The organism is Eisenbergiella tayi (genome assembly GCF_001881565.1).
GTDB lineage: Bacteria > Bacillota > Clostridia > Lachnospirales > Lachnospiraceae > Eisenbergiella > Eisenbergiella tayi.
This window is the reverse complement of the sequence record NZ_MPDJ01000015.1, coordinates 25,971-46,126: the sequence shown is the minus strand read 5'-3', so window position 1 is coordinate 46,126 and position 20,156 is coordinate 25,971. Positions and strand designations below refer to the sequence as shown.

The 20,156-nt window shown below is 44.9% G+C and carries 27 protein-coding genes; 21 read left to right on the top strand and 6 right to left on the bottom strand.

What is annotated here, in order from left to right; all coding sequences use genetic code 11:
- Positions 1–20: 20 nt before the first annotated feature.
- The 7 genes from BLA28_RS31390 to BLA28_RS31360 all read left to right on the top strand — a co-directional run bounded on the left by BLA28_RS31390 (position 21) and on the right by BLA28_RS31360 (position 4,036).
- Positions 21–434: a GNAT family N-acetyltransferase gene (locus BLA28_RS31390; protein ID WP_069155421.1), complete on the top strand. Its 414-nt coding sequence runs from the start codon at positions 21–23 to the stop codon at positions 432–434.
- Between the two features lie 85 nt (positions 435–519).
- On the top strand, positions 520–1,668 hold the full coding sequence (locus tag BLA28_RS31385; RefSeq protein WP_069155422.1) for a GNAT family N-acetyltransferase: 1,149 nt from the start codon (positions 520–522) through the stop codon (positions 1,666–1,668).
- Complete coding sequence (locus BLA28_RS31380) at positions 1,669–2,136, top strand: GNAT family N-acetyltransferase (protein ID WP_069155174.1); 468 nt, start codon at positions 1,669–1,671, stop codon at positions 2,134–2,136.
- Positions 2,137–2,186: 50 nt separating this feature from the next.
- Complete coding sequence (locus BLA28_RS31375; RefSeq protein WP_069155424.1) at positions 2,187–2,651, top strand: N-acetyltransferase; 465 nt, start codon at positions 2,187–2,189, stop codon at positions 2,649–2,651.
- A complete protein-coding gene (locus BLA28_RS31370) occupies positions 2,611–3,096 on the top strand; it encodes a GNAT family N-acetyltransferase (RefSeq protein WP_069155425.1) in 486 nt (161 codons plus the stop codon). Before BLA28_RS31375 ends, BLA28_RS31370 begins: the two co-directional genes overlap by 41 nt.
- Positions 3,096–3,677, top strand: coding sequence for a DUF3795 domain-containing protein (locus tag BLA28_RS31365; protein ID WP_069155426.1), 582 nt, complete (start codon positions 3,096–3,098; stop codon positions 3,675–3,677). Before BLA28_RS31370 ends, BLA28_RS31365 begins: the two co-directional genes overlap by 1 nt.
- A complete protein-coding gene (locus BLA28_RS31360) occupies positions 3,674–4,036 on the top strand; it encodes a hypothetical protein (protein ID WP_044964025.1) in 363 nt (120 codons plus the stop codon). The genes BLA28_RS31365 and BLA28_RS31360 overlap by 4 nt, the downstream gene beginning before the upstream one ends.
- Before the next feature lie 63 nt (positions 4,037–4,099).
- Here BLA28_RS31360 and dcd read toward each other — a convergent pair whose 3' ends face one another.
- A complete protein-coding gene (gene dcd, locus BLA28_RS31355; RefSeq protein WP_009254021.1) occupies positions 4,100–4,636 on the bottom strand; it encodes a dCTP deaminase in 537 nt (178 codons plus the stop codon).
- A 150-nt stretch (positions 4,637–4,786) separates the two neighbouring features.
- On the opposite strand from dcd, the gene BLA28_RS31350 reads away from it, so the two are divergent.
- The 3 genes from BLA28_RS31350 (at position 4,787) to BLA28_RS31340 (ending at position 6,644) form a co-directional block, all read left to right on the top strand.
- Positions 4,787–5,581 (top strand): MBL fold metallo-hydrolase, encoded by a 795-nt coding sequence (locus tag BLA28_RS31350; protein ID WP_069155427.1) that lies wholly within the window; start codon positions 4,787–4,789, stop codon positions 5,579–5,581.
- A gap of 34 nt (positions 5,582–5,615) precedes the next feature.
- Complete coding sequence (locus tag BLA28_RS31345) at positions 5,616–6,137, top strand: DinB family protein (RefSeq protein WP_069156520.1); 522 nt, start codon at positions 5,616–5,618, stop codon at positions 6,135–6,137.
- 66 nt (positions 6,138–6,203) lie between these two features.
- Positions 6,204–6,644: a hypothetical protein gene (locus tag BLA28_RS31340; protein WP_069155428.1), complete on the top strand. Its 441-nt coding sequence runs from the start codon at positions 6,204–6,206 to the stop codon at positions 6,642–6,644.
- A gap of 141 nt (positions 6,645–6,785) precedes the next feature.
- Here the strand turns inward: BLA28_RS31340 and BLA28_RS31335 are convergent, their stop codons facing one another.
- The 5 genes from BLA28_RS31335 to BLA28_RS31315 form a co-directional block, all read right to left on the bottom strand.
- Positions 6,786–7,010 carry a hypothetical protein gene (locus BLA28_RS31335; RefSeq protein ID WP_069155429.1) on the bottom strand — a complete coding sequence of 75 codons (225 nt, stop codon included), beginning with the start codon at positions 7,008–7,010 and terminating at the stop codon, positions 6,786–6,788.
- A 604-nt stretch (positions 7,011–7,614) separates the two neighbouring features.
- Positions 7,615–8,373: a TIM barrel protein gene (locus tag BLA28_RS31330; RefSeq protein ID WP_069155430.1), complete on the bottom strand. Its 759-nt coding sequence runs from the start codon at positions 8,371–8,373 to the stop codon at positions 7,615–7,617.
- Positions 8,374–8,420: 47 nt separating this feature from the next.
- Positions 8,421–10,145 (bottom strand): ABC transporter ATP-binding protein, encoded by a 1,725-nt coding sequence (locus BLA28_RS31325; RefSeq protein ID WP_069155431.1) that lies wholly within the window; start codon positions 10,143–10,145, stop codon positions 8,421–8,423.
- Complete coding sequence (locus BLA28_RS31320) at positions 10,132–11,217, bottom strand: helix-turn-helix domain-containing protein (RefSeq protein WP_069155432.1); 1,086 nt, start codon at positions 11,215–11,217, stop codon at positions 10,132–10,134. Before BLA28_RS31320 ends, BLA28_RS31325 begins: the two co-directional genes overlap by 14 nt.
- A 90-nt stretch (positions 11,218–11,307) precedes the next feature.
- Positions 11,308–12,528 (bottom strand): winged helix-turn-helix domain-containing protein, encoded by a 1,221-nt coding sequence (locus tag BLA28_RS31315; RefSeq protein ID WP_069155433.1) that lies wholly within the window; start codon positions 12,526–12,528, stop codon positions 11,308–11,310.
- Positions 12,529–12,878: 350 nt separating this feature from the next.
- Between BLA28_RS31315 and BLA28_RS31310 the strand changes: the two genes are divergently transcribed.
- From BLA28_RS31310 to BLA28_RS31255, 11 genes are all read left to right on the top strand, one after another.
- Entirely contained in the window at positions 12,879–13,442 is a 564-nt protein-coding gene (locus BLA28_RS31310) for an RNA 2'-phosphotransferase (RefSeq protein WP_081329755.1), read from the top strand.
- 1 nt (position 13,443) lies between these two features.
- Positions 13,444–13,812, top strand: coding sequence for an ACT domain-containing protein (locus tag BLA28_RS31305; RefSeq protein WP_069155435.1), 369 nt, complete (start codon positions 13,444–13,446; stop codon positions 13,810–13,812).
- 14 nt (positions 13,813–13,826) lie between these two features.
- Positions 13,827–14,159 (top strand): MazG-like family protein, encoded by a 333-nt coding sequence (locus tag BLA28_RS31300; RefSeq protein WP_044972555.1) that lies wholly within the window; start codon positions 13,827–13,829, stop codon positions 14,157–14,159.
- Positions 14,160–14,219: 60 nt separating this feature from the next.
- Positions 14,220–14,753 carry a GNAT family N-acetyltransferase gene (locus BLA28_RS31295; RefSeq protein ID WP_069155436.1) on the top strand — a complete coding sequence of 178 codons (534 nt, stop codon included), beginning with the start codon at positions 14,220–14,222 and terminating at the stop codon, positions 14,751–14,753.
- An 82-nt stretch (positions 14,754–14,835) separates the two neighbouring features.
- Positions 14,836–15,366, top strand: a complete 531-nt coding sequence (locus BLA28_RS31290) for an NUDIX hydrolase (protein ID WP_069155437.1) — start codon at positions 14,836–14,838, stop codon at positions 15,364–15,366.
- 59 nt (positions 15,367–15,425) lie between these two features.
- A complete protein-coding gene (locus BLA28_RS31285; RefSeq protein ID WP_069155438.1) occupies positions 15,426–15,971 on the top strand; it encodes a GNAT family N-acetyltransferase in 546 nt (181 codons plus the stop codon).
- Entirely contained in the window at positions 15,968–16,951 is a 984-nt protein-coding gene (locus BLA28_RS31280; RefSeq protein WP_069155439.1) for a DUF4003 family protein, read from the top strand. The genes BLA28_RS31285 and BLA28_RS31280 overlap by 4 nt, the downstream gene beginning before the upstream one ends.
- Positions 16,952–17,145: 194 nt before the next feature.
- The gene (locus tag BLA28_RS31270) at positions 17,146–17,910 is read left to right on the top strand and encodes a class I SAM-dependent methyltransferase (RefSeq protein ID WP_069155441.1); all 765 of its coding nucleotides are present in this window, start codon (positions 17,146–17,148) and stop codon (positions 17,908–17,910) included.
- 121 nt (positions 17,911–18,031) lie between these two features.
- Complete coding sequence (locus BLA28_RS31265) at positions 18,032–18,766, top strand: SIR2 family NAD-dependent protein deacylase (protein ID WP_069155442.1); 735 nt, start codon at positions 18,032–18,034, stop codon at positions 18,764–18,766.
- A 166-nt stretch (positions 18,767–18,932) separates the two neighbouring features.
- Positions 18,933–19,550, top strand: coding sequence for a helix-turn-helix domain-containing protein (locus BLA28_RS31260; RefSeq protein ID WP_069156521.1), 618 nt, complete (start codon positions 18,933–18,935; stop codon positions 19,548–19,550).
- A gap of 31 nt (positions 19,551–19,581) precedes the next feature.
- Complete coding sequence (locus BLA28_RS31255) at positions 19,582–20,136, top strand: Type 1 glutamine amidotransferase-like domain-containing protein (RefSeq protein ID WP_069155443.1); 555 nt, start codon at positions 19,582–19,584, stop codon at positions 20,134–20,136.
- The last annotated feature ends 20 nt before the right edge of the window (positions 20,137–20,156 follow it).

The window sequence follows — 20,156 nt, the reverse complement described above, 5'->3', positions numbered from 1 at the left end:
GGCATAAGGAGGATAATGCTATGATTTACAGGGAAACAGAGGAAATTACCAAAGAGGAACGCAAGAATGTATTTGACAAGCTTCTTGCTTATAATTTGTCTCATCTTGAAGATAAAAACCCAAGGGAACTGGGAATTTTTCTGGAAGATGAGGAAGGAAACTGTCAGGGCGGGTTAATAGGCATGACACATGGGAATTGGCTGGATGTGGAATATCTCGTTGTGGATGAAGCGCTCCGCGGACAGAATATGGGAAGCAAACTGCTTAAGCGGGCGGAACAGGCTGCATCAGACAGGGGCTGTAAATATGTGTTCCTGGATACCTTCAGTTTCCAGGCTCCTGAGTTTTATAAAAAGATGGGATATAAAGAGGTATTTGTACGGGAGGAATATCCGGTTACCGGCAAGCGGCATTATCTTGTAAAAGAACTATAATATTACGGATACGGTTTTTCAGGTATTTTCTCTGGGAATAGCAAGCTTACTTATATAATGACAGAGGATTTCCAGGAGGGATGATATGAGAAACATAGGAACACAGGAAATAGAGACGGACAGGCTTTTACTGCGCCGGTTTACTTTAAACGATACATATGCCATGTATCATAACTGGGCAGTGGATGAGGAAGTGACCTCCCATTTACCATGGAATTCTCATAAAAGTATGGAGGAAACAGGCCGCTATATTCTTCAGGTATGCCAGACATATCAGAACCCTGATTTCTATCACTGGGCGATTGCGTTAAAAGAAAAGGAGCAGGCTATAGGCTTCCTGCAGGCTGAAATAGAGAAGAACACCGACTGTGCACGATTGAGCTTTTGTATGGGCAGGCAATGGTGGAATAAGGGATATATGAAGGAAGCTGCAGGTGCGGTGGTACCTTATTTATTTGAACAGGTGCAGGCTGAACGTATTTCAGCCTGCTGTGAGGGAAATAACCCGACAGCGGGTAAGGTTTTATTAAGATGCGGCTTACAGGGGGAAGGAAGGCTGAGAAGGGCCTGGTGTGGGAAGAAAGGCATTACGGATCTGCTGTGCTACGGCCTTCTGCGCTCAGATTATTTACGCCTGAAATCCATGGAAACACTGGATATAGGCAGTCTTTACATCACCAATTACAGAGAAGCGGGCGGTCTGCCGTTAATGAATATTATGCGCTTGCCTGAAGAAGAAGCGTTTTCGTTTGCGGGGAAATTGGCAGAAAAGACGACTTCAAAAAATAACCGTTACGGTGATTATTTTGCGCGCTATTACCAGAAAAGGAAGGCGACAGAAGAGTGGCTGTATGAAAAATTTTGTCAGGGCGGCGGGAAGCCGAAAAACAGGCACCCCATATATTTTGTATTGGGAGAGGATCCAGGCTTTCAGGCCTTTTACGGAACGGCGGACAGTATACGCATTCCGTTAAGGGATATTGCCGCTGATGAGATTAGCTTTACACCAAGGGACAGCATGCATTTAAAGGATATGGGAATGACGGAAGGAACTGTGTGGAATAAGACGGCATTCCTGGATATGATTGAAAAGTCAGGGAAAAGAGTGGGTGAGTATATATTCTCCCTGCCCGGTTTTTATGGAAACCCGGGAAGCTATATTGAAGTACAGCTGTGGAATGATGATTATCTGGATGCATATATAAATTCGAATGAAAGTACAAAGGAAGAATAAATGAATCTGACATACAGAAAAGCGGCATTTGATGATATTGATATACTCACCAAAACAAGGATCCAGGTGCTGCGGGCGGCAAATGAACTGGAAGAAGATGCAGATATGTCCGCAGTAGAAAAAGAAACGTATGATTATTATTTAACTGCCTTAAAAGACGGCAGCCATTCGGCATTTCTTGTTTTTGACAGGGGAATTTTTGTCGGAGCGGGTGGTATCAGCTTTTATCGTGTGATGCCTACCTTTCACAATACAACAGGAAAAAAAGCCTATATCATGAACATGTATACTCATCCGGATTACCGGAGAAGGGGTATCGCCTGCCATGTTCTGCAGCTGCTGACTGAGGAAGCAAAGGAAAAAGGGGTCAGCCATATTACGCTGGAAGCGACGAAGGCGGGAAGATATCTGTATGAAAAATTCGGTTTTGTCCGGATGGAGGATGAGATGATACTTCCGCAGGAATAAGGGAATGGAAATATGTAAAGTCGTGTAGAAAAGGAATCGCGGTAGATTTCATGATTAGAAAATTTGATGAAAAGGATCTGCATGCTGTCATGGAACTGTGGCTGGAGTCTAACATAGAGGCCCATGATTTTATAGACAGCCGTTATTGGAAGGAAAATTACAGTAAGGTAGAGGAAATGCTGCCGCAGGCTGAGATATATGTCTATGAAGAGGCAAAGAAAATAGCAGGCTTCATAGGCCTAACAGGGAATTATATCGCCGGAATTTTTGTCGGTAAGGCATGCAGGAGCAATGGGATTGGCAGGCGTCTTCTTGATTATGTGAAAGAGGAACGGGAAACGCTGATGTTACAGGTCTATGAGAAAAACCGGCGTGCAGTCTGTTTTTACAAAAGGGAAGGCTTTTATATGGTTCAGGAGCAGACAGAGGAAGGAACCGGGGAGAAGGAGTTCCTGATGGAGTGGAAAAAAGAAAATGGAAATAAAAATAAGAAAAATGGATCCGTCGGAATATGAACTGCTTTCGGATTTTCTCTATGAAGCTATATTTCAGAGAGATGAAAACAACCGTTTGCCCAGGGAGATCATTCAGGAGCCTGCGCTGAGAATTTACATCGAGGATTTTGGAGAAAAGAAGCATGATCACTGTCTGTGTGCGGTGGCGGACGATGTGATTGTCGGCGCCGTCTGGACAAGAATTATTAAGGGTTACGGAAGCGTAGATGACAGCATTCCGGAATTTGCAGTTTCCATCCGCCGGGGCTTCAGGGGAAAGGGAATCGGGACGGCTCTGATGGAACAAATGATTGAACTTTTGAAGCGGGAAGGCTGTGAAAAGGCTTCTCTGGCTGTACAGAAAGACAATTATGCAGTTAGAATGTATCAAAAGACAGGTTTTTCAATCATTGATGAAAATGAGGAAGAGTACATTATGATGATTGATTTGAAGGAGAATGAGTAATGAAAAATTATGGCAGATCCTATCCCTATTTATCTCTCTGCGGATTGAACTGTAGCTTGTGTACCATGCATCTAAGCGGTTATTGTCCCGGATGCGGAGGAGGAGAGGGAAACCAGCCCTGCTCGTTCTTTAAGTGCGCTGGGGAGCATGGTTCTGTGGAGTTTTGCTATATGTGTGAAAGTTTTCCTTGTGATAAATATGATCATGCGACGGAATTCGATTCTTTTATCACACACCAGAACATGATTCAGGATAGCGTAAAAGCCAGACAAATAGGAAAAGAGGCTTATAAGGCGGAACAGGAAGAAAAGGCAGAGATTTTGAAAGTACTTCTGGATAATTATAATGACGGACGCAGGAAGACCTTCTACAGCATTGCGGTGAATCTGCTGGAACTGCAGGATATCAGAGAAGTGATGGAGCATATTAAAACTGAGATAAATCCGGAAAATACAGGGAAGGAAAAAGCGGCTGCTGCGGCAGGTTATTTTCAGGCTGCCGCGGATAGAAAGGGTGTGGTACTGAAATTAAGAAAGAAACCTAGTACTCCATCCGGCCAGAAACAGAAGGATACGGAATGAATACATATACCGAAACGGAAAAGGAACAGGCATTGGGCGTGATAGAATCTGTTGTGGGCAGATGCGAAAAGGTCTGGCCTAAATTTGCAGAAGGAACTTCGCAGCATTCCCTTCTTAAAAACAGAATAAAAGCGTTATATATCGCAAAGGCGTTGATATCCGGGGAGGAAAAGCGTGATGGGTACGGGAAAGAGGAATTGCAGCAGGCGCTTGCCCCAATTGAATCTATTATCAGCAAATGCGAAAAGGCGCGGCTGAAATTTGAGGACGGTTCCACCCATTACGTTCGCTTTAGTAAAATGATCGAAGCTATGGATATAGCGAAAGCTTTTTTAGAAGATGAAATAAATAAGCGGTAGTGCCAAATGGAAAACAGCGGAACGGCTTTTCTGTAAAAGGAAGAGCAAACCTGTCAGGATGAATTATTTCGCCTCAATATCCATATATACCCTGGAGCCGGTAGCGCCCCGCTGCCCCTGATATTTTCCTGCATAGGGATTCAGTGCAGTATCATCCAGCTGGGCGAATACAAGCTGTCCGACTCTGCGGCCGGCCTTAAGTTCGATTGCGCAGCGATTGGCGTTAAACAGTTCCAGTGTGATTTCGCCCCGGAAGCCGGGATCCACCCAACCTGCATTTTGTATAAACAATCCGATCCTGCCCAGAGAACTTCTGCCTTCAACGAAAGCGGTCAGATTATCAGGCAATTCAAAATATTCCATAGTAGAAGCGAGAACGAATTGGCCGGGGAGAAGGACATAGGTATCGGCAGTTATTGTTTTATATACGATTTCGTTGTCCAGGGAAAGTATGCCGCGGGACATATCCTCCACTATGCTGAAGGTGTTGCCCAGACGGACGTCCACACTTGCAGGCTGTATCTGCTCTTTCTCCACAGGGGTAATAGTCAGGGATTTGTTTTCAAGCATTTTGAGGATGGTTTTATCTGATAAAATCATATTCAGGAGTCCTTTCCATATTGTAATAAGGTAAGTATGGCCGCCTTGTTATGAAGGGCTGCATAGTGATATTTTATCATATTGCCTTGAAATTAACTATCAAAAATAAGGCCACTTTTATAATAAAAACTTACTTAGATTGGAGCCAAAATGAAAATCACAGCATTAGTTGAAAATAAAAGCGAAGGCAGGACAATTCCCAAACATGGGTTATCCCTGTACATAGAAACGCAGAAGCATAAAATATTATTTGATTTAGGCCCGGACGATACGCTGTTTAAAAATGCAGAAATTATGAATATTGATTTATCCGAGGTGGATACGGTTATTATTTCTCATGGACATATGGATCACGGAGGGGCGCTGAAACGTTTCCTGCAGGTGAATGGAAAAGCCAGGATATATGTGCAGAGGACGGCCTTTGAACCGCATTACAGTAAATTCCTTTTTCTGAAAGTCAATGTAGGTCTTGATGCGGATCTGAAAAGCAATCCGCAGATTGTACTGACAGAAGGTGATTATCAAATCGATGAAGAACTGAGCCTGTTTACCGTCAGCCGCCGGGATAAGTGTTATTCCGGTGCGAATGATGCGTTATATAATAAGTCGGGAAAAGATGATTTCCTCCATGAGCAGAATCTGCTTATAAGGGATAAGAAAACGGTGCTTATAACAGGCTGCGGGCATACCGGAATCGTAAATATCATGGAGAAGGCAGCAGCATTCAGCCCTCAGGTCTGTATCGGAGGTTTTCATTTATTTAATCCATTGACGAAAAAAACGGAACCGGTTTCTTTATTAAATAATATAGCACAGGAGCTGCAGAAATATGATGGAATCCGGTTTTATACTTGCCACTGTACAGGTTCAGAAGCATATCAATTTCTGGCCCGCCAACTCCCTGATGTAGGCTATCTGTCATGCGGAAAATCCATTGATATTTAGTATGTATGGATATAAAAGAAAGGAGGCAGCAATATTGAAACAGGACAATTTAACATATATCATCACAGACCAGACGGAACGGGCATTGTGGGAAGTGAAGAATGTGATTGACTGTGTCCCGGATGAATATTGGAATAAAGAATATTGCGGGATGCCGGTTTGGAAACATATTTACCATATGCTGCATTCTCTTGATTTGTGGTTTATCAATCCGAGAGACAGGGATTTTAAGGAGCCGTCCATACATGTGGAAAATCTGAATAATCTTGATGTGGTATCTGACAGGCATCTGAAAAGAGAAGAGATTGACGCCTACTATTTTCAGATACGGGAAAAAACGGAGGAGTATGTCCGTTCCCTGAAAGACGGCAGGCTTTTGGAAAAGCCGGAGGGCTGCGAGTATACAAAATTTACGCTGATACTGGCACAGTTTCGCCATCTGCATACCCATATGGGGATGATCATGGGCTTTATTGTGGCGGAAACCGGGCTTTGGCCGAGAGTGGCAGGGTTGGAAGGGGCAATTTTGCAGGGAGAATATGATAAGTATTTTTAAAACGATAAAGAGGAACTGTTTTATGGTACATTTATAAAAGTATTTTAATCAGGAGGAAACTGCTTTATGGATGAAATGGGTAATTGGCTTGAAGATTTGCTGGGCGAAATCAGCAGCAATGAAAACCAGGAGATTTGCCAGGGATTACTGAAAAAATGCGGAGGGCGCTGTGCGGAGAGAAATGCTCTTCCGGGTATGGGAGGATTGAAAGAAGAATTGGCCGGGGTTGAGCGGATAGAAGAGATTGCGCGTATTATCAGCCGGCACACGGGTGCGGAATGTGTGCCGGAGGAGGACGGTTTTTTATTGACCTATAACAGGGGGAAAGGCTGTGACTGTTCTATTGTGAGAGCGGGTTATGTTCATTCACCGGTTTTCTGTAACTGTACGCTGGGCTTTCATCAGAAGGTATGGAGTACCATTTTTGAACGGCCGGTCAGGGTTGAGCTGGTGGAAACGTTTCTGCGGGGAGGAAACTGCTGCTCCCAGAAGGTTTTTATTAAATGAGAGCAGGTGCGGACAGAAGGAGGATAACTGTCCGCACCTGCTTAATTGTTACAGAATTTATTCAATTTAGGGACAAATAAATTTACTTATCTTTTTTCATAAGTTGCTTCACAACTCTGTCAAAATCACTTTCCAACATTCTCATTCCGTTCGAACTAACAAGAATTTCTTGTTAGTTGCTTTTCTATCGAGTTCCTTATCCTGATAAATACCTTCAATATGCTGGCTGATATTCTGCTGCGTCGTATCATAGATTTCAGCCAGTTGATTTTGGGTAAGCCACAAATCTTCATCAGCAAACCGAACTGATATTTTTGTTATTTCATTTTCATCCTGATAAATCAAGATGGTATTATCATTTGCCATCTATACTCCATTTCCCTTTTCAATCTATAAATACTCAGTCTGATTATTGGTATCTAAAATTTATCATACATTTCTTGATTGAGTCCAAATACTTCATCGGAATTTCCGATAAACTGTTTAATAATATTGATTGGTATGTTTTGTTCTATCATTTGTAATTATCTATATTCTTCCAATGTTTCTGCCTTCTTTGTATCCCTTCCTAAATAAAAATGTCTATTAAGTTCAATTATATTATATGTTTTATCGATAATGGAGTCAACTAAAAAAGCTCAACACCGCTTTCTCGTTTTTTCCTTTTCTTGCTGACATTATTTCTCGTTCTTTTCAAACTCTGCCTATAGCTAGGAAAGAGCCTTCGATTCCAATCTGGATACATATCTGCATGAAATAAAATTGTTTACAGCGGCAGGCAGGAATTCAGTAAAAGAGAGAGAATATAGTTCTATAGTGTCCACCTTCCCTGCAGAAAACGAAGTTCCTGAGTGGAGCGTAATACCCGACAGAGAGTCTGCAGGGCAGACTAGGCACAAAGGGACTGTAAAAGGTAACCTAAAATATGTATTTAACTAAGTATGTGATTGATTATATAGTAAATTAAAGGTCACGCATATAAAACCGCCTTATCCAGGATCCGCTTGGAGGCTTCCATTTCTTCGCCGCTTCCATCCACCTCAAGTATGATCCGGCCGCTGTATCCATGCAGATATTTCTGAAAAACAAGCTTGTAGTCAATATCTCCGCAGGTTAAGGGCAGATGTTCATGAGGGACGGCAAAATGTTTTCCGGCGGCGTGAAGGCACCTGGGGAATTTAACGGATATGATATCTTCCAGGTGCTGATAGTTATCAATGTGGGCGATATCCAGCAGTTGTTCCACATAGGAATCGGCTTTATAAACTATTTCAAGATCTTCTTTTTTATAGTGAAAGATGTCTAAAACACTGTTGTTTTCCAGATACCAGATAATACCTCTTGCTTTGGCTTTTTGAGAAAAATCCAGTACATGTTCAGCCAGCTCATACTCTGTTTGCGGATCCACAGCTTTCTTTTTGCAGACAGGATGTACAATCACTTCCTTGTCTCCGAAAAAGGAAACCAAATCCAGCAGCCGGTTCCCGTATCGTTCAAAATCATCAGGCTCGAAAAGCGCATGAAGGATGACAGGGAACCCGGCTTTTTTTATATATTCTTCTTTGGGGGACGGAAGGTCATTTACAAGCAGTTCCCCATCTTTAAACCATATCTGTATAAAGTCAAAATGATTCTTTTTGCAAAAAACAATTTCGTCCTTATAGCTGTTATTCCATAAACCACCTCTGCCGATTCGGATCATTTTCCACGATTCCTTTCTGTGAAGCATTCCAACCCTCTGTTGAAAACCTTTAGAAGATTATATCATATTGCAATTTACTGGGATATGGTAAACAGGGAATAAAAATAAGCTTTATTTTCCATAAGGCTGTCAAAGGAACCATGCTCTGTCAGTCGTCCATCCTTTAATACCAGGATTTCGTCGAAACGGCGGAGAAGAGGTTCCTCCAGGCGGTGTGTGACAAGTATCCGGGTGATTCCGTCCAGTGACAGGATGGAGGAGGCTATTTCAAAGGCGGTGGCGGAATCCAGCGATGCTGTGGCTTCGTCGGCCAATAATACAGGTGTGCTTTGCAGCAGGCATCGGGCTATGGAAATGCGCTGCCGCTCACCACCGGAGAGAGAGCTTCCGTTTTCTCCGCACGGGGTATCGGCGCCCCGGGCAGCAAGAAGGGATTCCAGCCCGGCGCGGCGGACAGCAAGCGCTGTTTTTTCTTCGGGAAAATTACGGAACATGGTGATATTATCCAGGATGGAGCTGTTAAAGAGAAATACGTTCTGCTGTATGACGGAAATAAGGTTATACAGGGAATCCGGCCTGAAGGAGCGCAGCTCTCTGCCGTCATACCGGATTTGCCCCTGATAGCCTGTATAACCTCCCTGAAGGAGCTCCAGCAGGGTTGATTTTCCGCTGCCGGAATTGCCGACAATGGCATATTTTTTGCCGGCTTCAAAGCAGTAGGTGATATTTTGTAGCACCGGTATCTCCTGTGAGTAGGAAAAGCTCAGGTTTTGTAAGGTTATGGAGTCCTGAAGCGTATGGGGCGCGGGAATCCCATTCTGTTCTTTGCCGCAGGATAAGGCGGCTGCCAGCTTGTCAATCAGAGCATTGGCGGAACTGCGGTTTGCCCAGATTTGGGGAAGCTGTGATATGGATGATTCCGCGGTATCCATTAACTGTACGAATACTAAAACCACACCGGCGGTAACGCCATATCCCTTTATTGCGAGAAGTGCACCCAGCATAAAAACGAGAAATAATGCCAGCTGTCCGGCGGCAGCACAAATATTCTGCAGAATAATTCTTGTCCGGTTGGCGCTGCATTTGCTTTTCAGGCTGGCAGCATTGCGGAGGGAAAAAAGCCGGACAGCCTCCGGTTGGGCCTTGAAGCTCTTTATGACAGGAAAACCCGACAACATGTCCTGAAGGGCGGCCATGAAGCTTTCATTCTGGTCCGATACCTTTTTCTCCTGACAGGAAAGACGGCTACCGGCCATCAGAGACGCGGCGAGCGGCAGCAGGGCTGCTGCAGCGGCCGCCAGAGTCAGGGGAATACTGTAATAAAGCATCAGGGCGAAAGAACCGATAAGCAGCAGTAAATTACCTGGGAGGGTGAACAGGGCGGGCAGATAATTGGTCTCAATACTTACCGTATCATTTGTCAGGGCCGAAAGATAAGCGGAGGTATTCTCGGTATGAAAAGCGGCTGTACTTTTCCGGGTGAGCTGTTCAAAGGTGTAATCCCGGTATTGCCGAACCGCGCGTTCTATGAAAAGCGGGCGGGCATAGCTGCCAAGCGCCATGATTGCCGCCATGACAGCAAAGGACAGAGCCAGGGCAGCGCTGATTTGAGGAAGGGTAAATGCGGAAGGAGAGCCTGCGGCGATATCAATCAGCTGCTGCATCTGCCAGGCAACGGCCAGGTTCAGAGGGATATTCAGTATCACTGCGGACATTGCCAGAAAGGCGGCTGTGCGGTTATGGAAGAAAAAGCATCGGGTAAGAGCCCTGCGCCGCTGTTTCCTGTCATTCGGATTCATTTATGATTTCCCTCCAGATCTCCCGCAGTATTTGACTGCTTTCAGCGGTTCCGTGGAGAATGCTGTTTTCCAGCCCCTGCATGGCTGTTTCGCCGAAGCTGTCGGAAAGGAGCAGGGGTTCTTTCTCATGATAAAAACGGATATTTTTCATGGTATAGACGGGCTCGGCGTCGAAACGACGGGCTGTCCGGACTGCTTTTTGCAGACAGTCCTTTGCGGCGGGCAGATCTCCCGCATCCGCACAAAGCTGTGCCTGCAGATGAAGCAGAAATACATCCGCTTTATCCAGATAGCAGACTTTGCCGGGAATTTTTAAACCTTCAAGAACCTGGCGCATCCAACTCAGTACCTCAAAGGCCTCCGATGGGCCGCCGGTTTGAGCGGCACAGGCAGACATACCTATGGTTACCTGGATCAGTTCTGTGATTTGCTCCAGTGCAGAAGCGGAGAGGTATGGCCGTGCCTCTTCATAGCGGCCTGCAGAGGAAAGGAGAGTGCCGATTCGCCCGTTATTTATTCCTGCCCAGTTATGTTTTTTATAATGAGTAAGGGCACGGTCTGTTTCCCCTGCGGCGGCATAGAGCTTTGCAATTTGAATCTGGATTACAGCTTCGTCGATTTGAGCATTGGTATTTTGATTCAGAAGCCGGAGACTATGTTCCAATAACCCGCGGGCCTGCTGAAGGAGCTCGTGATTCCTTTGTTCTATCCCTGCTGCGTGATATAAGTCAGCGGAGCGGTAGACGATATCGAAGTGGTTAGGATATTTTGACAGAGCCTTTTTGGATTCCCGAAGGGCTTCCTCATAGCGTTTATCTAACATCAGCGCATGGATTTTTTCTGCCAGCTGACGGGCATCTGTGTCTTGCAGCTGATAACCGAGCAGCACATCTACAGAAACGGCAAATAGGGCCGCAAGCTCCAGGATGGAAGAAAGGTCAGGCGTGGTGGCGCCGCTTTCCCATTTGGAGACGGCACCCACGGTGACACCCATGGCCTCCGCCAGCTGCTCCTGAGTCAGCCCGGACGCTTTGCGGAAGAAACGTATATTTTCTGCTAACAGTATTTTCATAATACTATCCCCCTTTTTATTCATCATACCGGAAATGGCCGGGCATGAGAAGCGATGGATAGTAATATCAGGAAAGAAAAATATTTCCTGTCAGGAAAGCTCCCGGCGTTCAGGCGTTTCAAACTGAATGCTGCCGCATTGGTTGAATCGGGCAAAGCGTTTCAGCGTTTTATCTATTTCCGACAGCAGCTTTTTAGTCTGCCTGACACCATCTTCATACCATATATTTTTGACCAGCAGTACGTTGGTTTTCGACTGGCAAACCGCTTCTATACGGCCGGCAAAGCGGTCGCCATATAAGATGGGAAGTACGTAAAAGCCATATTTGCGTTTGGGGGCAGGCGTATAAATTTCCCAGGAATATTCAAAGCCGAATAAGGCCTTTATCAGTTTTCTGTCCCACAGGAAGCAGTCCAGAGGCGCGAGAAATTCGCAGCGTGGTTTGTAATCCCGGTTTTCAAGGACTGTTTCCAGAAGAGGGTGATCCTCGGCGCGGTAATACAGTTCCGCGGAAATACCTTCCACCTGAACGGCAAGAATTTTTTCTTCGGAAAGCAGTTCTTTGAAGATCTGAATCCGTTCCGGTGATTTCATATCCCAGATATTCAGCCATGCATCTGACGGACGGTTCCATAGAAGCCCGACAGCCCCTATACGGCGCAGGACACGCCATTTTTTATGTGCAAAGTCATCCGGCAGGGGATCGGGGGAATCCAAAAGCTGTGCGGGCAGGTATTTATCGGCCAGATCATAATATTTCCTGCTTCCGTTTTTGTGATGGATGATGAGTACGCCTGTGGAATAGAGCTGTTCCAATACGGCCCTTGCGGCATTGGTATTTCCGTTCCAGACACCGCTCCAGTGAATGGAGGAATGCCAGTGTATGCTACCCTGCATGGGTAAATCATCAGAGCTTACGGCTCCGTTTATACGGATATATTCTATCGCCTGCTTTTCCAGTTCTTCCAGTTCCGGAAAATTCCTGCCGCCATCCTTTGCCGCCTGACGGTAGCGCTGGAAATAGGGCCAGTCTTCGGTCGGAAAGATGGAGAGATTTTTGTCGGGAAAATCGACCAGGCTTCTATCCGTATAAAGCAGTTCGGACAGGGTCTGTTTGGTAAAATTTTTGACACGGGACTGCAGGGTAAGCTCCGCGTTTTTGCCGCAGGAATCAACCGGATCGAACTGGATGCAGCCGGCCTGGCGCACAAATTCCAGCGCACCCTGTTTTCCGATGAACTTGTGGGCGCCAAGCAGCCCGTGTTTCAGGAGGATAAATTGACGGGCCTGTTTGTTTGTGAGAGTAAGCATAGTTTTTTACCAGGATCCTTTCTTGTGTGAATATAGTTTTCGGCTGGAGTATTTAGCTTTATTATACCGGATAAAGTGTGACAACAGTATGTCATAGTAATGAAAAGAAGATTTTTTTATGGAAAAAATGTCTTCCAATATTTATTAGAGAAGAACGGAAAGAAGTATGAATCGAATGAATTTCCTTTCTTGAACGAAATAGTGTATAATAGGCCTAAATCAGTAGGCGGTTTGGGGTGGAGCGGATAAGTGAACTATGGCGGGAGCAAAAGTCATTGCACATGTGCTGCTTTTTATGTACAGGAAAAAATAAAATGGGTGACGAAAAATAGAAAATGAGGAATAAATATATGGATATGACAAGAGCAAGCAAAAAATTGTCTTATTTACTGAGACATGATAAAGATTTCATTGATGAACATGGATGGACCCCGGTCACCGAAGTGATTCATACATTAAAAAAAGAATGGCCGGAATTTAATGAAGAGTGTCTTTCAGAAATAGTGAGAACGGATGAGAAGGGAAGATATTCCTATGATGAGGCAGGAGTCCAAATCCGTGCGAATCAGGGACATTCCGTTCCGGTGGATGTAGAATTAAAGGAAGCGGAGCCTCCAGAGATTTTGTATCACGGAACGGCCGATCGCTTTTTAAACGCCATTATGGAGGAAGGACTTACCGGACGGAGCCGCATATATGTTCACTTAAGCTCCACAACGGAAACGGCGGTAAACGTTGGAAAACGACATGGAAATCCGGTAATATTGAAAATTTATGCCGGAAGAATGCGGGATGCCGGGTATAAATTTTATCTGTCCCAAAATCAGGTCTGGCTGACCCAAAAGGTTCCTGTGGAGTATATAGAGACTCTGTATCCGGAGCAAGGAACCGAAAATAAGGAAAGGGGTGTCTGAATTGGAAATTAAAGTTATAGATCAGGATTTTTCCATTTGTAAACCGGAGAATTTATCACAAATAAAGTTTGAAGACGATTACATTTTTATCGGGAAAACGGATGAGGAACTGTCTCTTGTATGCAGCACCGAATCTGTGCCGGACAATACCCTTAGCCGTGATGACGGATGGAAGGCCTTCAGGATACAGGGCGTTCTTGATTTTTCCCTGATTGGCATCCTGTCCCGGATAACGACCCTTCTGGCAGATAATAAAATAGGGGTTTTTGCGATATCCACATATAACACAGATTACATACTTACAAAAAAAGAAAACTTTGAGGACGCACTGCGGGTCCTTAGTGATAATGGATATATAATAAAAAAATAAGGAGGTTTATCGGTATGGGAATGTCATTTCAGGAAGCAATTGAGCTTTACAGAGGGATATACCACAGGTTTGAAAAGGTGGAAGGAAAGCCGTGGGGAGTAAACGGGGCAATGATCGAACTGAGCAAACAGGTGGGAGATTTATCCAAGTGCATCATGTTGAAAGAGGAATATTATTCGTACAAGGGAGAAAGGCCTGTGGGGCTGGAAAAAAATATAGGGAACGAACTGGCTGATATATTTGGTCAGCTCATCCGTATTGCGGATTGTTACGGTATAGATTTGGAAGAAGCCCATGCGGCTGCCAGGGAAGAAGAGGACCGGGATTTGAAGTCACGGGGCGTGTAATATTTTATCATATTTTCTTTTCCCATTTGGTTTCAGTATAGGAAGAACGGAGAAAACAGAATGGAAAAAACAGTGATTACCAAAGCAGTATCGGAGGATATCGATTCTATTTCAGAATTATATGATGCGGTGAATACATATTTTTCAGATAATGTAAATTATTGCTTTCCCAATTGGCAAAAGGGAAAATATCCCGTCAGAAGGGATGCCCTGGAGGCGCTGCAGAAAGATACTTTATTTGTTCTTAAGCTTAGCGGAAAGCTGGAAGGTTCCTTTATCCTTGATAATAAGCAGCATCCGGAATACAGGAAAATCCCATGGGGAATACATTGTGATGATAAAGAAGTAATGGTCATGCATACTTTAGTCGTTAATCCGTCATACAGAAAGAAGGGACTGGGAGAACAGATGATAACATATGGAATAAATTACTGCCGTCAGGCCGGAGCAAAAACGCTTAGGCTGGATACGCATTATAAAAATGTTCCCGCCCGCCGTTTATATGAAAAATGCGGTTTTCGAGGTGTTACAAAATGGGCAGCAGAAATAGATGGGGTAAATCAGGAATTTGATGTATTTGAATATATATTATAGTGTTGTGATAAGAACCTGAAGAGCAGAACAACAGTCGTATTTTGCAGTCAATGAATAAGCCAGGAAGAGGAGAATAATCCGTATGATGCCGGAAAGACTTGCCAGCAGAACTATTTATGAGAGCGATTGGATTTCCTTATATGAAGATAAGGTAAAAATGCCGGACGGCAGTATAATCGACAGTTACCACAGGCTTCACTTCCCGCATGAATCAGTCTGTGTAGTCATCTGCAATGATAAGGACGAAATCCTTATCATTCAGTCCAAGAGATATATCACAGGACAGCTTGAATGGGAGATTCCCGCGGGAAGGATAGAAGACGGGGAGAGCCCGGAGGAAGCGGCCCGGAGGGAATGTATGGAGGAAACCGGATGTGAACTGGAGGAGCTGGTTTATCTGTGCAGTGAGAACCCGAATAACGGTATGTCGGATCTTCTGATACATATTTACGGCGCGAAAGTCAAGTCGGAAGAAAAGTTATTTGATGAAAATGAAGTTAATTGTAAAAAATGGAAGAAAAGGGGCGATATAATGTATATGCTCAAAAATAAAGAAATACATTGCGGGGTGTCCATGCTGGCGCTGCTGTATGCGTTTTCTTTCTATGAGTAGAAACAGCCTGTATTCTTTTGCTTGTCGCATGGATATTGTGAGAAAAGGAGACTTAATTTATGCTGCTTGAAACAGAACGTCTTTTTATCAGATATTTTTCTGAGGAAGATAAAGGGGATTTATATGATTATCTTTCCAGGGAAGAGGTGGTAAAATATGAGCCCTACACCCTGTATTCCCGACAGGCAGCGGCAGAAGAGGCGGCCCGCAGGGCGGAGGATCCGGACTTTTATGCGGTTGCCCTGAAATTAGGTAAGGTAATAGGGAATCTGTATTTGTCCAAAGGCGATTATGATACCTGGGAGCTGGGTTACGTATTTAACAGTGATTTCTGGGGGAATGGGTATGCCTATGAAAGCGCTGCAGCCCTGATTACCCAGGCTTTTGAAGAGTGGGGAGCAAGAAGGCTTGTTGCCATGTGCAATCCTCAGAATCAGTCTTCCTGGAAATTGTTGGAACGTCTGGGCTTCAGGAGGGAAGGGACGCTTATCCGGAATATTTATTTTTTCTGCGATGAAGCAGGGGAGCCTTTATGGCAGGATACTTATGAATATGGAATATTAAAAGAAGAGTGGCGCGCAGACGCAGACAAGGAGTGTGTATGAAAGACAGTATTCAGACAAGATGTGAGCAGTTTATACGCAACAGAGACAGAATCAAGGAAAACTTCGGATGGGAAAACGCCTATCTGTATCCCCTTTGTGCCGCTATTTTTACCTTAAACGAAAAAGAGGCGGAGGGATCACTGCTGAAGAATTGTGTGGGGATTTTGAAGCAGCAGACAGGTGTGTTCTCCGGTTTCCGCAGCATTATTAAGCTTCCTGTAGTATCCATTATGGCAGTGAGTGAAGAACCGGATGCCGCATTGGCCCGGACACTGCGGGTATATGAGCTTTTGAAGGAGAACTTTATGGCTTCCCATTATCTTCCGGTGGCCGCTGTGGCAATTGCGCAGCTGGCGGAGGAGCAGAATTACGAATATATTGCCCGGCGGACAAAAGAAATTTACAAAGAAATGAAGGCAAATCATCCTATGCTGACATCCGGAGAGGACAGTGCCTTTGCCGCGCTTCTTTCTCTGTCGCAGAAGCCGAATGAACAGTTGATCACTGGTATGGAGCAGTGTTATGAGATATTAAAGCCTAATTTCTTTTCAGGAAATGCAGTTCAGTCTTTAAGTCAGGTACTTGCATTGGGAGATGGGATGGCGGCAGAAAAATGCAGTAAGACTCTGGCCTTGTTTGATCGGCTGAAAGAGAGAGGCTATAAATATGGCACCAGCTATGAACTGCCTACATTAGGAGTTCTTGCTTTGTCTGAGGGGGATGTAAGGGATATCGTAAGTGATATGATGGAAGCGGATGATTTCCTGGCCGGGCAGAAGGGCTTCGGCGCTTTCGGCGTCGGAAAACGCCAGCGTCTGATGTATGCGGGAATGCTTGTGCAGGCTGAATATCTGGAAAGAAATACGCTGCAGACGGCGGCAATTAACGGGACTATATCCATGATTGTGGCACAGCAGGCGGCGATGTGCGCTGCTGTTGCGGCGGCAGCGGCTGCTTCCAGTTCCTCCTCTTCTTCATAAGATTAGCTATCTTACCCGTTTTCTCAATCTTCTGCTGGAATGCTGGGAACTTCTGGAAATTCCGGAAGGCTCTAAGGTATATGGAACTCTTATGGCAGGATATCCGGCAAATCAGAAGTACCGGTATATCCCTGCCAGAAAAAAGACAGAAATCAAATATATAGCTGCAGAATTATATGTGAAAGGAGAGAATTATGCGTCAGGACAGCTCTGCTATCGGGTGGAAACAGGAAGATGAAGAGTGGATTGCCCTTGCTCAGTCCAACGATTTCAGGATGTTTTTTATTATGCCCTATACACTGGAATATCTGGGAGATGTAAGAGGAATGGATATACTGGATTTGGGCTGTGGTGAAGGCGGTTATTCCCGGGAACTGGCCGCAGCCGGGGCCAGAGTATACTCTGTGGACTCTTCTTCCTTTTTCATTGAATATGCGGCTGAAAAGGCCCTGGAGGAATGCCTGGACATCAGGCATTTTGTGCGGAACAGCGACGATCTTTATGGAATTCCGGAAGAGAGCTTTGACAGAGTGCTTTGTTCCATGATGCTTATGGACTGTGAAGATCTGCAGGGTACGCTAAGAGAAATCATGCGCGTGCTGAAACCGGGAGGAAAGCTTGTCGCCAGCGTTCTGCACCCCTGTTTTTATGGAAAGGAAATAACCTGGAGCGGAGATGATACGGAAAAGAAAGTGACGGTTGAGGATTATTTTCATCCCGTTTTATGGGAAAGAGCCTTATATAAGGATGTGGATAAGCCTGTAATATGGAGGCACAGGACACTTCAGGATTACGTGAAGGCCTTCGTTGCATGCGGCTTTTCGGTCACTGACTTAACGGAACCGATCCCAACACAAAATCAGATAAAAAAATTTCCCGGTCTTGGCTGGCTGCAGAAAATCCCCCTGTTCCTTTTCTGGGAGCTGGAAAAAAAGAGGGGAGGAAACGGCGAAGGCTAAAGCGGTTTTTTCCATTTCCATGTTATGAATAGTAAAATTGGGGAAATAATTATATAATAACCCAGTCAGAAGTATTCATTAGCAAGCAACAGGTGGAATGGAATTCCCCGGGAGGTAATAAGTGGATGATAGAATAGCCATTTTAAGAAGAATTCTGGATGAAAGCAGCTATACGGTTGCTTTATGCGGATCCGGGATGATGGAAGAAGGGGGATTTGTCGGAGTAAAATATGCGGATAAAGCCTATGATATAGAAAAGAAATATGGTCATTCGCCGGAAGAGATTTTCACCAGCGCTTTTTACCATACCCGTCCGAAGCAGTTTTTTGATTTTTACAAAGAGGAAATGATTATAAATGCGCCGGAACCCACAGATTCCGGACGAGTTTTAGCGGCAATGGAACAGGCGGGAAAGCTGCAGTGCGTGATCAGCAGCAACATTTACGAATTAAGCCAGAGGGCTGGCTGTAAAAATGTGATAGATCTTCACGGAAGTATTTATCACAATTACTGCCTCCGCTGCGGGAGGGAATATTCTGTGGAATATATTAAGCATGTGAAAGGAATTCCGGCATGCGAGAAGTGCGGCATTCCCATACGTCCCGGTCTGTTCTTTTTCGGTGAAATGACGGATCCGCATCTGATTTCCCAGGCTTCGCAGGCGATTCATGATGCGCAGGTACTGCTGCTTTTGGGAACCACACTGAATTCGGAGGTATTCGCCCATTATATTAAATATTTCCATGGAAAATGGCTTATTATGATTCATAAAGAAAGACATTTCCTGGATGACAATGCGGATATGGTTTTTATTGACCAGCCAAAAAATATTCTTTCCCAGCTGGGATATTGTTAGTAAATCTGAAAGGCGCTCTGCGGAGCGCTTTTTTCGTACAGAGAAATCCGTCAGCCATAGGAAATGACTGCCGCCGGTCACTTCCCGGTTGCATAAATGCACTCTGCAATTGGTGGAAAATCTGCAGATTTACTTTATAATAAGAAAAAGAAAGGGGGATAAAACATTGAAGCTATCAGAAAAAATACAACAACTGCGTAAAGAGAAAGGGCTTTCCCAGGAGGAACTGGCAGAAATCTGCAAAGTCAGCAGACAATCCATTTCCAAATGGGAGGCGGATATAGCGCTGCCTGAAACGGACAGGCTGTTGCTTCTTGCAAATACGTTTCAGGTTTCTCTGGATGTTCTTTTAAAAGATGAACTTGTGGTTAACGGGGTGAAAAAGACCGGCACCTGTGGATTAAATGCCATAAATGATGCTGAATCCGGAATCTATGAGGGGATAATCATCAAAGAGAGCCTTGATCGGGATGAGATTCTGGATGCCGTATCCATGAATAAAGTGGAAATCTGGAATGCGGGAGGGGATCCGAAGTATTGGACGGCCATCTATTTTACTTCCTCCCGTCCTGATTTTCCGGAACTGCTGTCCGGGGCACTGTCGGGAGGGACAGACGGCGGGGAAGCCTGGTTTGCAGATTTTAAATCAGGGAATATGAAGTATATTGTATTTAACGGGCTGGTGCTCCGATATGAAATCGGGAATCTTCCGGATAAGGAAAGAGTATGCAGGGAATGTGAAAAACGGGGCGTTGCAAAGGAACAGATGAACTGGCCGGAATGAAAGGGAGAGCCGATAGGGAGGAGAGGCAGGTATGAAAGTATTATTGACTTCAGCCGGATTTGAGAATAAAAGGATTGAAGAAACATTTCTTGCTTTAACGGGGAAAAAACCGGAGGATATAAAAGCGGTTTTTATACCTGCTGCGGCTATTGACGCGGACGCGATTGAAGTGCTTCCCAAATGTCTGCATGATCTGCTGGATTGCGGGATATCTAAGGATAATATCCGGGTATATGATCTTCATGCGGATATGAGCCGGGAGGAACTGATGGGATATGATGCGGTCTATGTCTGTGGGGGTAATACGGAATATCTTCTGGAGCGAATAAACGAAAAAGGGTTTCGGAATCAGCTGCTTATGTTTATTGATCAGGGCGGCGTATATGTCGGGGTGAGTGCCGGAAGCCTGGCGGCGGCAGGAAATTTGAAGGGCAGCCTGGGTATACTTGAATGTCCTGTTCGGGTGCATTGTGAAAAGGGGATGGAGGCCGGGCCTGCAGACGTGGAAAACTGCGGGGAGATACGGATTGACAACCGGCAGGCTATATTGGTTTCGGACAGTCAGGATGTGAGGATTATAGAGTGAGTATTTGACAGTACAGAATA